Raw genomic sequence first — 14,525 nt, forward strand, 5'->3', positions numbered from 1 at the left:
AGTCCCTTGCGGCGTAGTTCTTATTTAAGCCGTCCAAGTTTTGGGGTGCAGTTCACCAAGCAATGGGTGTTGCCCATGCTGGTGCCGGGTTCTGCCGAGTTCCTCAACATGCGCGTGAGCCAGCTCGAGGAGCACCCGGTCTATGCCAAGTTCTTTGAGCAGGCGTCCAAGGGACCGCTGTCCAAGGCCACGCCGATGGTGCCGCCCGGAGGCGCCGGCATCGGCATGCACGTCATTCCGGTCGAGAAGGCCATCGACGCCGCGAGCACCTCGGTGCCGATCGAGCATATCGAGCACTGGCTCGACAAATACGATGGCAAATATGCCGCTAGCACCTGCAGCTGCCGCGCGAGCCGTCGCGTGATGGGTGAGGGCTGCGCCGACGACCCCGCCGACTGGTGCATTGCCGTGGGCGATATGGCCGACTATGTGGTTGAGACCGACCGCGGCCATTACGTGACGCGCGACGAGGTCTACGACATCCTGCGCCAGGCCGAGGACAACGGCTTTGTGCACCAGATCACCAACATCGACGGCGAGAACAAGATCTTCGCCATCTGCAACTGCAACGTCAACGTGTGCTATGCCCTGCGCACCTCGCAGCTGTTCAACACGCCCAACCTGTCACGCTCGGCCTATGTCGCCAAGGTCGAGAAGGACAAGTGCGTGGCCTGCGGTCGCTGCGTTGAGGTGTGCCCGGCCGGTGCCGCCAAGCTGGGCCAAAAGCTCTGCAGCAAAAAGGCCGGCGGCCGCGTACCCGAGTATCCGCGCCAGGAGCTGCCCGATGCCACCAAGTGGGACCACACCAAGTGGTCGCCCAACTACCGCAACGATAACCGTATCGAGACGCACGAGTCCGGCACCGCGCCCTGCAAGACGGCCTGCCCCGCGCACGTTGCCGTCCAGGGCTACTTAAAGCTCGCGGCGCAGGGCCGCTATGACGAGGCGCTGGCGCTCATCAAGCGCGAGAACCCGCTGCCCGCTATCTGCGGCCGTGTGTGCAACCGCCGCTGTGAGGATGCCTGCACCCGCGGCCGTGTGGACGCCGCCGTGGCTATCGACGAGGTCAAGAAGTTTATCGCCCAGCGCGATCTGGATGCCGCGACCCGCTATGTTCCGCCCGTGGTGACGCCAACGCGCGCCGGCGGCTTCGATCAGAAGGTCGCCATTATCGGTGCCGGCCCGGCCGGCCTGTCCTGCGCTTTCTACCTGGCCGAGAAGGGCTACAAGCCCGTCGTATTCGAGAAGAACGAGCGCCCGGGCGGCATGCTCACCTACGGTATTCCCAGCTTTAAGCTGCAGAAGGATGTTATCGAGGCCGAGGTCGAGGTCATTCGCCTGATGGGTGCCGAGTTCCGCTATGGCGTGGAGGTCGGTCGCGACGTGACGCTCGATGAGCTGCGCGCGCAGGGCTTTAAGGCCTTTTATGTTGCCATCGGCTGCCAGGGTGGCCGCCTCGCCGGTATTCCGGGCGAGGATGCCGAGGACGTGACCGTAGCCGTCGACTTTTTGCGCGAGGTCAACAGCGGCAAGATCGATACCCTGTCCGGCCGCACTATCGTGGTGGGCGGCGGCAACGTGGCCATCGATGTTGCCCGCAACGCCTGCCGTCTGGGCTCCGAGCATGTTGAGATGTTCTGCTTGGAGAGCGAGGCCCAGATGCCCGCCAGCGAGGAGGAGCGTCGCGAGGCCATTGAGGACGGCGCGCACATCAGCTGCGGTTGGGGTCCCAAGGAGGTCCATCTGGACGAGACCGGCCGTGTGTGTGGTATCACCTTCAAGCGCTGCACGCGTGTCTTTGACGACAAGGGCCGGTTTGCGCCCGAGTACGACGAGAACGATCTGCGCCGTGTCGATGCCGACCGTGTCGTCATGTCGATTGGCCAGTCCATTGTGTGGGGCGACCTGCTGGCTGGCTCCAAGGTGGAGCTCGGCCGCGGCCAGGGTGCCCTTGCCGATCCCCAGACCTACCAGACCGCCGAGCCAGACATCTTTGTGGGCGGCGACGTCTACACCGGCCCCAGCTTTGCCATCGACGCTATCGCCGCCGGCCACGAGGCCGCCGTGTCCATCCATCGCTTTGTGCAGCCGGGATCCACGCTCACCATCGGCCGCAATCAGCGCCGCTACACCGCGCTCGACCGCGACGACGTTGTGCTCGAGAGCTACGACAACGCGAGCCGCGAGGTTGCGCATGTGGACCGCGAACGCGAGAAGGATGCGCCGTTTAGCGAGTATGTTGAGACCTTTACCGAGGAGCAGGTGCGCGCCGAGACCGCCCGCTGCCTGGGCTGCGGCGCCTCGATCGTCGACCCTAACAAGTGCATCGGCTGCGGCCTGTGCACCACCAAGTGCGCGTTCGACGCCATCCATCTAGATCGCGACCGCCCCGAGTGCTCCACGATGGTCAAATACGAGCAAAAGCTCCCGAGCCTGGGCAAGTATGCTTTAAAGCGTGCAATCAAAATCAAGTTCGGTCGTAAATAGGTAACCATGGCGGGTAAGGGGACGGCGCAGACTAGATTTCGCCGTCCCCTTGCTTTGAGTTTGCATCGCATCAACCGTTGTTGAAAGGTTTCTACCTTGCATGAATTGGGAATCGTTTATCACATTATTCGCGATGTTGAGAATGTGGCGCGCGCTCATGGCGTGCGTCGCGTTTCGAGCGTGACGTTGCTGTTGGGCGAGGTCTCGGGCGTCGTTCCCGACTTGCTGCTCGACGCTTGGCGCTGGGCAGCAGATAAAAAGCCTATCGCGCAGGGTGCGGAGCTTATCGTGGAGCCCGTCGAGGCCGTGACACATTGCGAGGCGTGCGGCTGCGACTACGCGACGGTCGAGCACGGCAAGACCTGTCCCCATTGCGGTAGCGGCGAGACCTATTTGCTGCAGGGCCAAGAGGTCATGATCAAACAGATCGAGACCCCCGAAGAGGATCCGGCAGACGCTGCTCCTGACGGCCTCTCCGACGCCCCCGATGCCGTCGACGCCGCCAACCCACTCCACATCGCCTAGGATTCCCTATAAGTTGCGGTGAAATAGTTCCTAAATCCAGCCTTCTGGCTCTTAAACAAGAACTATTCCACCGCAACTATTTTGAGTGGTTTCATAGACCATAAGTCACGAAAATAGTCAAGCCATGTCTGTTTAAACAAAATAGCGGCAGTACAAGCGCATTCGCGCTTGCCTAAAATCGATATTAATGAACAGCCTGCTTGTATCTGTAAAATGCTTGGCTTGATGAGCGACGCCTTGTCGTGTAATGAGTCAAAAAGCAGTAACGTAATCAACTTGTAACAAACCTAGACGTTTAAACAAATAATCCAACCTTTTGCGGATTTAGCTATAATTCCACAAACCAAACAGCTATACTCCTTTCATGTCGTGTAGGAAATACGTAGACAAAAAGGAGGTTATGTGATGGTAAGTATTGTTCTTGCTAGCCACGGGGACTTGGCAGCTGGAATCAAGCAGACGGGCTCGATGGTCTTTGGCGATCAGCCGTCTGTTGCGGTGGTCTCGCTCGAGCCGAGCATGGGCCCCGACGACTTCCGTGCCAAGGTCGAGGAAGCAATCGCTTCCTTCGAAGACCAGGAGCAGGTGCTCTTCCTCGTTGATCTGTGGGGCGGCACGCCGTTCAACCAGATCAGCGGGCTCATCGAGGGCCATGATTCCTGGGCTATCGTCACCGGTGTCAACCTGCCTATGCTCATCGAGGCATATTCGCAGCGCTTTGACGCAAAGAACACTGCACATGCGATCGCAAAACATCTCGTGACTGAGGCTAAGGCTGGCGTGCGCGTCAAGCCCGAGTCTCTGGAGCCCGAGGAGAAGAAGCCGGCTGCGGCCGCCGCTGCTCCTGCAGGCGCCATCCCTCCGGGAACGGTCATCGGCGATGGGCACATCAAGATCGCCCACGTCCGTATCGACACCCGTCTGCTTCATGGCCAGGTGGCCACCACGTGGACCAAGCAGATCAACCCCAACCGCATCATCGTGGTTTCCGACGGCGTTGCTCACGACGAGCTCCGCAAGACCATGATCGAGCAGGCTGCCCCTCCGGGAGTCCATGCCAACGTCGTGCCCATCAAGAAGATGGCCGAGGTCGTCAAGGACACGCGCTTTGGTGACACCAAGGCCATGCTGCTCTTTGAGAACCCGCAGGATCTGCTCAAGGCCATCGAGGCCGGTGTCGACATCAAGGAAGTCAACATCGGTTCCATGGCTCACTCCAAGGGCAAGGTCGTCGTCACCAACGCCGTCGCTATGGGCGATGACGACGTCAAGACTCTCGAGGCCCTCAAGGCCAAGGGCGTCAAGTTCGAGGTCCGCAAGGTTCCTTCGGATTCCTCCGAGGATCTCGACGCCATGTTGAAGAAAGCTAAGGCCGAACTGGCCGCTCAAGCATAGTAAAGGAGGGTCCGATACATGTCTGCAATCACTATTCTGCTTGTTGCGATTGTCGCGTTGCTTGCCGGTATGGAAGGCATTCTGGATGAGTTCCAGTTCCATCAGCCGCTCGTGGCATGCACGCTTATCGGTCTCGTAACCGGTCACCTTCAGGAGGGTATCCTCCTGGGCGGTTCGCTCCAGATGATGGCCCTTGGCTGGGCTAACGTCGGCGCCGCTGTCGCGCCTGACGCCGCTCTGGCCTCGGTCGCTTCTTCGATCATCATGGTGCTCGCCCTCAACGGTGGCGCCACCGATTCGGCCAAGGCCGTTACCACCGCTATCGCCGTCGCCGTCCCGCTGTCGGTCGCTGGTCTGTTCCTGACCATGATCTGCCGTACCATTGCTACCGCTATCGCTCACGCCATGGACGGTTGCGCCGAGAAGGGCGACTTCTCCGGCATCGAGCGCTGGCAGTATGCTGCCATCCTCATGCAGGGCCTTCGTATCGCCATCCCGGCAGTGCTTCTGTGCGTCATCCCGGCCGAGGCCGTTACCAACGCGCTTAACGCTATGCCCGACTGGCTGTCCGGCGGCATGGCTGTCGGCGGCGGCATGGTCGCTTCCGTCGGTTACGCCATGGTCATCAACATGATGGCCACCAAGGAGACCTGGCCGTTCTTCGTCCTCGGCTTTGTCCTTGCTGCCATCCCTCAGCTCACGCTGATCGCCCTTGGTCTCATCGGCATCTCCCTTGCCCTCATCTACCTTGGCCTTAAGGATCTGGCCAAGCAGGGTGGCGGCATGGGCGGTGGCTCCGGCGACCCGCTCGGCGACATTCTGAACGATTACGAGTAGGAGGGGAGTGATACATATGGCAGAGAACAAGATTCAGCTCACCAAGGCTGACCGCAAGAAGGTTTGCTTCCGTCATCAGTTCCTTCAGGGCTCGTGGAACTACGAGCGTATGCAGAACGGCGGCTGGTGCTTCGCAATGATCCCTGCGATCAAGAAGCTCTACACCAGCAAGGATGACCAGATTGCCGCTCTTAAGCGCCACCTGGAGTTCTATAACACCCACCCCTATGTTTCCGCCCCCGTCATTGGCGTTACCCTCGCTCTCGAGGAGGAGCGCGCCAACGGTGCCCCGATTGACGACGTCGCCATTCAGGGCGTCAAGGTCGGTATGATGGGCCCGCTCGCCGGCGTCGGCGACCCCGTCTTCTGGTTCACCCTTCGCCCGATTCTGGGCGCTCTGGGCGCTTCCCTGGCCATGTCCGGCAGCATCGTCGGTCCGCTGCTGTTCTTCTTCGCGTGGAACATCATCCGTTACGCTTTCCTGTGGTACACGCAGGAGTTTGGCTACAAGGTCGGCTCCTCCATCGCCAAGGACCTCTCCGGTGGTCTGATGGGCAAGGTCACCGAGGGCGCTTCCATCTTGGGTATGTTCATCATCGGCGCCCTGGTCGAGCGCTGGGTGTCCATTTCCTTCACCCCGATCGTCTCCACGGTCAAGCAGTCTGCTGGCGCCTTTATCGACTGGGCTAGCCTGCCCTCCGGTTCCGAGGGTATCAAGGAAGCGCTGACGATGTACAACTCCGTCGGTGCTACCGCCCTTGATCAGATGAAGGTCACCACGCTTCAGGCCAACCTCGATCAGCTCATCCCCGGCCTTGCCGCCGTGTGCCTGACCCTGCTGGTCTGCAAGCTCCTCAAGAAGAAGGTCAGCCCGATCGTCATCATCCTGGCTCTCTTCGCCGTCGGCATCATCGGTCGCTTCTGCGGCTTCATGTAAGCACGCTTCGGCTTAAGACCGAGAATTGCTAGGCAAGGGCTTTTGAGCCATTGAAACGGACCGCACCCGGTGGGTACACTGGATGCGGTCCGATTGTTTTATTTGGAGGGCGAGGCGCGCATGGCGCAATCTCAGAACAGCACGGTCGATCTGGCAACGCCGGCAACCTGCCTGATGGGGCTTACCAGCCACGGTAACGTGATGGTGGGCAATAAGGCGTTCGAGTATTACAACGAGCGCAATCCCGAGGATTATATTCAAATCCCGTGGGACGAGGTCGACTATATTGCCGCCGAGGTTTTACGCGGCACCAAGAAGATCACGCGTTTTGCCATCTTCACCAAGGACAACGGTCACTTTACGTTTTCGACGCGCGACGACAAAGAGACGCTTCGTGCTGTCCGCAAGTACGTCGACGAGGATAAGCTCGTGCGATCGCCCGACTTTATCGATGTGACGGCCAAGGGCGCCAAGAGCATCCCCTCCGTTATCAAAAACCTCTTCCACAAAGGCAACTAGTCGTTGGGTAGTCGTTGGGGAAATATCATCCCGGTTTGAGCGCCTATTCTGGGATGCAGTTTCCGGAACAGGCTCAATTGGGAAACCATATCCCGTTTCGAGCTCAAATTCCGGGTCGTAGTTTCCTAGAGAGGCCCCATCCGGAAAGCCCGTCCCAGATTTCGTCTGGATAGTGGGACACGCTTTCCGGAAGGCTGTTCCACCGTAACTTCGAAGAGTGGCTATGCGCTGCATGGCAGTGGCGCAAATCTGCTACACTAGTACAACATGCCTCCGTAGCTCAGGGGATAGAGCACCGCTCTCCTAAAGCGGGTGTCGACGGTTCGAATCCGCCCGGGGGCACCAGAAGATTATGACGGCGCCGCGAGAGTGGCGCCGTTTCTGGTTTGTGGGACCGCCGGCGGATTCGAGCCGTCGACACCCGCGTCACCAATTTCCCCGCGGGGGGGGGGTTTCGAATCCGCCCGGGGGCACCAGAGGAATATCGAGCCCGGTACCGCTACGGTGCCTGGCTCTTCTGGTTCATGCGATGTCAAAAACGAGGCGCCCGCTTGCTGGGGGAGCAAGCGGGCGCCTGTGAGCGAATATGTTTGCGGCGAAAGCCGTGATGGGCGGTGGGGTGGCGACTAGTTGGTCGTACCGGAATCGTCACCCGTGCCCGAGCCAGAGCCAGAGCCAGAGCCAGAAAGTGCGACTGTTAGCGTGATCGTGCTGTCGGTGGACTGCTTGCCGGTGGGGGAGACGCCCGTAACGGTGGCATCCTCGTTACCGCTTACGGGATTGCCGTTCTGGTCACAGAAGCCGATGTTATAGAAACCGGCGTTGTTGAGCGCGGTGACGGCGGCGGAGATGCTCTTGCCGTACAGGTTGCCCGGAACACTGGCCTTGCCGGACTTCTTGGCAATGACGACGGTAATCGTGGCGCCGGGCTTCTGCTTGCCACTGGGGTTCCAGCTGATCACGGTGCCCTCGGTAACCGAGTCGTTCTCCTGGTAGCTAACGTCGACGCCAAAGCCTGCCATATCGAGGGCGTTGCGCGCCTGGGCCTCGGTCATGTCGGTCAGATCGGGGACGGACGTGGTATCCGGGCCGCTCGAGACCTTGTACGAGATGGTCGTGCCCTTCGCGACTTCCTTACCGGCTTCGGTGCCCTGCTCAAAGACCTGGCCCTCATCGGCCTCGTTGGCCTCCTCGGAGGCGTTGCCCTTCAGGCCAACGCTTGCCAGCGCGGCCTCGGCCTGGTCCTTGGTCAGGCCGAGAAGCTGGGGAACCTCAACCTTCTCGGAGGGCTTGGGACCCTTGGAGATTACCAGGTTCACCTTGGTGCCCTTGGCCTTCTTGGTGTTGCCGTTGGGCGTCTGCTCGGCGACCTTGCCCTCGTCGACATCGTCGTTGTAGCTTTGGTCGATGGTGCCGACCTCGAGGCCGGCTTCCTTGATCAGCTCGACGGCAGTCTGCTGGTCCTTGCCCAGCACATCGGGCACGGTGACCTGCTCGCCGCCAAAGAGTCCTGTGGCAAAGGCCACCACGATGCCGATGACGGCAACGGCTGCCACCACGGCGGCGATGATCTTGTTCTTGTTGGATTTGGGCTTTTCGACCTCGTAGGAGCCGGTAGAGCCCGAAACCGAGCTACGGGCGGTATTCTGGCCGCTCACGCCCGAAACGGGACGCACCATGGCGCGCGTCTGATCGGAAAGCTCGCGAGTCTTGGTGGCGCCCAGCTCACCGGGGGCACCGATGATGCGCGTGGGCTCCGAGACGTTGACGGCACGGCCCGACAGGTAGCTGTTGAGCACCTGACGCAGCTCGTCGGCGGTCTGGAAGCGGTTTGCCGGGTCTTTCTCCATGCACTTGAGGATGATGCGCTCAAGGTCGGCGTCGACACCGGAGTTGATCTGGCTCGGCGGAATAGGCAGCTCGTTGACCTGCTTGAGTGCGACCGAGATGGCGTCGTCACCGTCAAAGGGAACGCGGCCGGTGGCGCACTCGTACATCACGACGCCCAGCGAGTAGATATCCGAGGTGGGGCCGAGGTCCTGACCGCGGGTCTGCTCGGGGCTGACGTAGTGGGCGGTTCCCAGCACGTTGTTGTCTTGTGTGAGGTGGCTGTTCTTGGCACGCGCGATGCCAAAGTCCATCACCTTGATGTTGCCGTCGGGCAGCACCATGATGTTCTGCGGCTTAATGTCGCGGTGGATGATCTCGTGCTTGTGGGCGACCGAAAGCGCAGAGCTGATCTGCGAGCCGATCTGGGCGACCTTCTTGGGGTCGAGGGCGCCGTGGCTCTTGATGCCGCTCTTAAGGTCGGTGCCGCGCAGGTACTCCATGACGATGTAATAGGTGTCGCCGTCCTTGCCCCAATCGTAGACGCCCACGATATAGGGGGAGGAGAGACCGGCTGCTGCCTGGGCCTCCTGCTTAAAGCGTGCGGCGAAGGTTGCGTCTCCAGCATACTGCGGCAGCATAATCTTGACGGCTACCGTGCGGTCGAGGACCTGGTCCTGTGCACGGTAGACGGTCGCCATGCCGCCTGTTCCCACCTTATCCTTGAGGAGGTATCTTCCCCCGAGGACCCTCTGTTCCATTCCTGCTCCTAACATAACTATTCGCTCAACGATGTGTGTAGTACCTACGATGTGGCCGCTGGGGCCGTGTGGCGCTTTGCCGCTAACTCTTCGGCCGCGGCGCGCCTCGGGTGTCCGATTCGATCATGGGCATCACGCTCCCTGTGCGGCAAGCGCCGCGGTCAGGACGATACCGGCGATCTTGGCGGCCTTGACGTCATGCTTGTCGAAATCCTCCAAGGCCACCGAGATGGCGACCGTGGGTGAATCGTAAGGTGCAAAGCCAACGAACATAGAGTTGACGTTGGTGCCGCCGGTCTCGGCCGAGCCGGTCTTGCCGGCGACCTTGACACCGGGGATCTGGGCATCGGTGCCGGTGCCGGACTGGACGACGGCAAGCATGGCCTGCTTGACCTGGTCGGCCGTGGCGGAGCTGACGGCCTGCCCCAGCGAGCGGGACTGCGTGGTCTTGACCACGGTTCCGTCCGGGGCAAGTACCTGGGCTACAAAGTACGGGTCCATGACCACGCCACTGTTGGCGATGGCGGCGGCAATCACGGCGTTTTGCATGACGGTGGTCTGCGGGCCGGGCGTGTGGTCCATGCCGACAGGCTGGCCGGCGCCGGCCCAGGCGGTCTCCCACTCGGTCATGAGCGACGGGTCGGCCATGATGGAGGCCGCGGAGGTCAGGTCCTGGCCGAGCTTTTGGCCGTAGCCAAAGGCGTTGGCAAACTGTACGAGCGTGTTTGCGCCAACTTCGTTTGCCACCTGGCCAAAGACGACGTTGGAGGACACGGCAAAGGCCTGCTGCAGGCTGATGGTGCCGTAGCTCTCGTTGGCATAGTTGGTGACCGGTGCGTTGCCGATGTCCATGGAGCCGGGCGCCTGGTAGGTGCTGGTCAGGCTGGCGGTACCGGTCTCGAGTGCCGCGGAAAGCGTAACGACCTTAAACGTGGAGCCCGGCGTGTACAGCGCGTCCATGGCGCGATTGTACATGGAGCCGTCCTCGCCGCCGCCCGTCTGCAGCAGGGCATCGATGTTGGTGTTGTCGTAGGTGGGCGAGCTGGCACATGCGAGCACCGCGCCGGTACGCGGGTCGATGACCACTACAGCGCCCTTAAAGCCCTTGAGTGCCTGCTCGGCCGCCGTCTGGATGCGCGAGTCGATGGTGAGCTTGGCGGTGTTGCCCGGCTGGGTCTGGCCCGCGAGCGACGCGATGGCGTTGTTCCAGCTAGAGTAGTCCTTAGAACCGGTGAGCGTGTCGTTCATGACGCTCTCGATGGCGGTGGTGCCATACTGCTGGCTCACGTAGCCAACCACGTGCGCTGCCAGGTTACCGTTGGGGTAGGAGCGTACGTAGGTGCCGTCCTCCTGCTGCAGCGACTCGGCCAGCGTCACGCCGTCGGACGTGATGATGGAGCCGCGCTGGATGTACTTGGAGCGGGCGATGGTGTGGTTGTTGGTCGGCATGTCCTGATAGTCCTTGGCCTTAATGACCTGGACATAGGTGAGGTTGCCGATAAGGATGGCGAACAGCGCCGTAAAGGCGAGCACCGCACGGGTTAGACGGTTGGCGAGCGCCACGCGACCGAGCACACCGGATTCAGGCGTGTCGAGCAGGCGACGGCGCATGCGCGAGCCGACGGAATGGCTGCCGCTGCCGTAGGAAGACGAGGTGGCAAAGCGCGTGCCCGTCGGGGCGGCGGCAGATGCGACCTGATCATCGGTGATGGCGGCCATGGTGCCGGTGCCGGTGAGCTCGGCCTCGCGTCCGGTCGCCTCGTCACCGGCGCGCAGCAGGAGCGCGACGATGATAAAGCTCGCCAGCAGCGAGGAGCCGCCCTGGCTCATAAAGGGCAGGGTGACGCCGGTCAGCGGGATCAGGCGGGTAACGCCGCCAACGATCAAAAAGGCCTGGAAGCTGATGGCTGCCGTAAGACCGGTGGCGCTAAAGGCGGCAAGGTCGGACTTTGCGCGGGCAGCTGTGGTGAGGCCACGCACGGCAAAGAGCATAAACAGGATGAGCACGGCGCCGCCGCCCAAAAGGCCCATCTCCTCGCCGATAGCCGAGAAGATAAAGTCGGACTCGACGACAGGGATGTTGTTGGCCATGCCGTTGCCGATGCCAACACCGACCAGACCGCCATCGGCAAGCGAGAAGAGCGACTGGACGATTTGGTAGCCCTGACCCTGGGCGTCCTTAAACGGATCGACCCAAACCTGGAAACGCACCTGAACGTGCGACAGGAACTTGTAGGCGCCCACGGCTCCAACGGCTAAGAGCGCAAGGCCGATAACGACATACGAAAAGCGCCCCGTGGCAACGTAGAGCATCAGCAAGAAGATGGTGTAGAACAGCACGGCCGAACCCAGGTCGCGTTCGAAGACGACGACGAGCAGGCACACACCCCACACGGCAAACAACGGCAGTAGCAGTCGCAGGCGAGGGATCTTAAAGCCCAAGATCTTGCGGTTGGAGATGGAGAGCAGCTCGCGGTTCTCGGCCAGGTACCCGGCCAGGAACAGCACGATAAAGACCTTGGCGAACTCGCCGGGCTGGATGGTAAAGCCCGCGATGCGAATCCACAGCTTGGAGCCCGAGATCGTGGTGCCGATAAAGATAGGCAGCATCAGCAGGATGATGCCGATGATGCCAAAGGTGTACTTGTAGCGCATGACCACGTCGAGGTTTTTGACTAGTGCAAGCGTTCCCACCATGAGCGCCACCGAGACAAACAGGATGATGAGCTGTGAGATGGCGAGAGCGGGGGCGAGACGCGTCACGAACGTGATGCCGATGCCCGAAAGTATAAATACGATGGGCAGGATGGCGGGGTCGGCACCGGGCGCCAAGATGCGCACGGCAATGTGGGCCGCGGCAAAGGCGGCAAAGAGGCCGATCGGTACGGCGAGCGTCTCAAAGGAGATAGCGGCGCCCGCAGTGAGCACGTACATCGCATACAGCAGGATGACGGGGAACGCCGAGGCGATGAGCAAGAGCAGCTCGGTGTTGCGGCGACTCATAAGCGGCACTCCCTTTCTAGTTCTTATCGGAGGCTTCGGCCTCGGCGGACTGTTCGGCGGTTTTCTCGGAATCTGATTCGGAGGTCGATCCCTGATTGGTGTTGTCGCGAATCGTTTGCGCGTCGATCACCTGGCGGGTCTGCTCCTCGTCGATCTGGTGGCGGTACTTGGATATCGTGTCCTGCGCATCGTCGACACTTGTTTGCGGAATGCCCGCCTTGAGGCGGTTTTGCGTGTCTTCGGGCAGGTCGGACAGCTTAATGCTGGTTTCGCTCTCGAGCCAGTGGAGCTTGAGTCCGAGCGGCTTGCCGGGCAGGCCGCGCCAGACGGCGACATTGCCCTGGTAGGTACCCAGGTAGTATGAGCCGGTGACACCCGTGTAGGCCCAGATGCCAGCTGCCAGCACAAAGACGAGGGCCAGGATGGCGGCGATAGTAACGTTGCGGCGACGCACGCGTTGCGCCTCGCGCATGACGCCATCGTCAACCAGGTCAACGACTACTACGGTCACGTTGTCGTGGCCGCCGGCGGCAAGCGCCGCGTCCACTAGGTTGTCGACGCAGATTTGCGCGGTTGAGGACTGCGTGGCGATGTTCTCGATATCGCTATCGGGAATCATGCTCGAGAGGCCGTCGGAGCACAGGATCAGGCGGTCGCCTTCCTCGATATGCAGAGTGAAGTGGTCGGCATACATGGCGGGGTCCGAGCCCAGTGCGCGGGTGATGACCGAACGGTTGGGGTGGACGCGAGCCTCGTCTGCCGTGATCTCGCCGGCGTCCACGAGTTCTTCCACATAGGAGTGGTCGCGGGTCACGCGGATGAGCGTGCCCTCGTGGAGCAGGTAGGCGCGCGAGTCGCCCACGTGGGCGATGGCGAGCGTGTCGTTTTCGATATAGGCGCAAGTGGCTGTGCAGCCCATGCCGGGCTTGCCCAGGCCGTTCAAGGCGGCTTCGATTACGGCGGCGTTGGCGGCCTCGACGGCTGCGGCCAAGCGTGCTGCGTCGGCGGACTGCGGGGCCGTTTTGGCAATAGTCTCGACGGCGATAGAAGAGGCCACCTCGCCGGCGGCGTGACCGCCCATGCCGTCGCATACGCAAAAGAGCGGCGACTGCACCAGGTAGGAATCCTCATTGTGCGGGCGCACACAGCCAACGTCGGAGCGGGCGCCCCACATGAGTTGCGTGGTGGTGCCGGCATCATAGGTCGAGTCGGTCTCGATGCGTTCCTCGGTCAGGGGCTCAAAGCTCATGGTCGACCCGGGGTCTTTGAGCTTGGCCTCAACGGCGGCAACGTCGATCTCGGCTGTGTCACCGGGAGAGACGTTGCCGGTCTCGGCGTTTGATTCGGAATCACCGGTGTCCGGGGAGTCGGGCTCCTCGGAAACGCGGGCGGTCGACTCGTCGTCTTGCGGGCTGACGTCTATAGGCTCGGGCGCCGGCGTAGACGCGGGCGCAACCTCGGATGCCGGGGCTATGGGAAACGCGGGCGCGGCGGGCTCGGGTGCCGCAAACGCCGCAGCGCTCTCGTTGATTGCCGCGGCGACGGGCTCTGCAAAGTGAGCTGGCGCCGGGGTTGCTTCGGGCGCTGTGGGCTGTTCCGCAGCATGTGCGCCGATGGGCGCCGCTGCGGCATCATCTTCGTCCTCGTTATCGGCGAGATCCGAAATATCATGCGTTACATGCGAAAGAGGCAGGGAGAACACGGTGTCCTCGGGTTCCACGGGTGCGGAGCCCGCCGGAGCGGCGTGGGCCGGTGCAGCTGCGGCGGCAGCCGGTGCCTCGGTCATGGTTGCGGACTTGTTCTCCTCGTCGATCATCGACGGTTCACCTTCATGACCACGTCGCCAATCTGGACTTCGTCGCCCTCGCGCAGTGTCGCGGGCTCCACGAGCTGGCGGCCGTTGACGAGCGTGCCGTTAAGTGAGTTGAGGTCCTCGATGATGAGCGCCGGGCCCTGCAGCGAAAAGCGCGCGTGCGAGGCCGAAACGAACGGTTCGTTGATGCAGATGTCCGAAGATGGCGAGCGACCGACGATGACGGGGCCGAGCATGTCTACGTGAATGCCGCGGATACCGCGCGGACCCTTGTCCACATCGATCGTCCAGATAGCCGAGTCGCGGCGCTGTCCACGCACAAGTCCCACGCCGGTCTTCATGACGGCGAACAAGAAGATATAGAGCAGGGCGACCAGGACGATGCGGCCTGCAAAAAGGACGATATCGATGTTCATAAGCG

Annotated in this window: 10 protein-coding genes and 1 tRNA gene; 7 read left to right on the top strand and 4 right to left on the bottom strand. The window is 61.6% G+C overall.

All coding sequences use genetic code 11. The annotated features are described in order from the left end of the window. The first annotated feature begins 75 nt into the window (after positions 1–75). The 7 genes from JMJ97_RS08325 (at position 76) to JMJ97_RS08355 (ending at position 7,045) form a co-directional block, all read left to right on the top strand. A complete protein-coding gene (locus JMJ97_RS08325; protein ID WP_260699887.1) occupies positions 76–2,487 on the top strand; it encodes an FAD-dependent oxidoreductase in 2,412 nt (803 codons plus the stop codon). Between the two features lie 96 nt (positions 2,488–2,583). Beyond that, positions 2,584–3,012, top strand: a complete 429-nt coding sequence (locus JMJ97_RS08330; protein ID WP_260699888.1) for a hydrogenase maturation nickel metallochaperone HypA — start codon at positions 2,584–2,586, stop codon at positions 3,010–3,012. Between the two features lie 405 nt (positions 3,013–3,417). Further along, complete coding sequence (locus JMJ97_RS08335; protein ID WP_006235196.1) at positions 3,418–4,407, top strand: PTS sugar transporter subunit IIB; 990 nt, start codon at positions 3,418–3,420, stop codon at positions 4,405–4,407. Between the two features lie 18 nt (positions 4,408–4,425). After that, on the top strand, positions 4,426–5,244 hold the full coding sequence (locus JMJ97_RS08340; RefSeq protein WP_006235195.1) for a PTS mannose/fructose/sorbose transporter subunit IIC: 819 nt from the start codon (positions 4,426–4,428) through the stop codon (positions 5,242–5,244). A gap of 16 nt (positions 5,245–5,260) precedes the next feature. Further along, complete coding sequence (locus JMJ97_RS08345; protein ID WP_055310058.1) at positions 5,261–6,181, top strand: PTS system mannose/fructose/sorbose family transporter subunit IID; 921 nt, start codon at positions 5,261–5,263, stop codon at positions 6,179–6,181. A gap of 120 nt (positions 6,182–6,301) precedes the next feature. Continuing rightward, positions 6,302–6,700: a DUF956 family protein gene (locus JMJ97_RS08350; RefSeq protein WP_006235193.1), complete on the top strand. Its 399-nt coding sequence runs from the start codon at positions 6,302–6,304 to the stop codon at positions 6,698–6,700. 269 nt (positions 6,701–6,969) lie between these two features. Further along, positions 6,970–7,045: transfer RNA gene (locus tag JMJ97_RS08355), tRNA-Arg, on the top strand. 281 nt (positions 7,046–7,326) lie between these two features. On the opposite strand, the gene pknB is transcribed toward JMJ97_RS08355, so the two are convergent. The 4 genes from pknB to JMJ97_RS08375 form a co-directional block, all read right to left on the bottom strand. Continuing rightward, positions 7,327–9,288, bottom strand: a complete 1,962-nt coding sequence (gene pknB, locus JMJ97_RS08360) for a Stk1 family PASTA domain-containing Ser/Thr kinase (RefSeq protein WP_260699890.1) — start codon at positions 9,286–9,288, stop codon at positions 7,327–7,329. A gap of 132 nt (positions 9,289–9,420) precedes the next feature. Beyond that, complete coding sequence (locus JMJ97_RS08365) at positions 9,421–12,291, bottom strand: FtsW/RodA/SpoVE family cell cycle protein (protein ID WP_152067843.1); 2,871 nt, start codon at positions 12,289–12,291, stop codon at positions 9,421–9,423. 16 nt (positions 12,292–12,307) lie between these two features. Beyond that, the gene (locus tag JMJ97_RS08370) at positions 12,308–14,107 is read right to left on the bottom strand and encodes a Stp1/IreP family PP2C-type Ser/Thr phosphatase (RefSeq protein WP_260699892.1); all 1,800 of its coding nucleotides are present in this window, start codon (positions 14,105–14,107) and stop codon (positions 12,308–12,310) included. Continuing rightward, on the bottom strand, positions 14,104–14,520 hold the full coding sequence (locus JMJ97_RS08375; RefSeq protein WP_006235180.1) for an FHA domain-containing protein: 417 nt from the start codon (positions 14,518–14,520) through the stop codon (positions 14,104–14,106). The genes JMJ97_RS08370 and JMJ97_RS08375 overlap by 4 nt, the downstream gene beginning before the upstream one ends. Positions 14,521–14,525 lie beyond the last annotated feature (5 nt).

The sequence above is a fragment of the Collinsella aerofaciens genome, from assembly GCF_025289055.1.
Classification (GTDB): Bacteria; Actinomycetota; Coriobacteriia; order Coriobacteriales; family Coriobacteriaceae; genus Collinsella.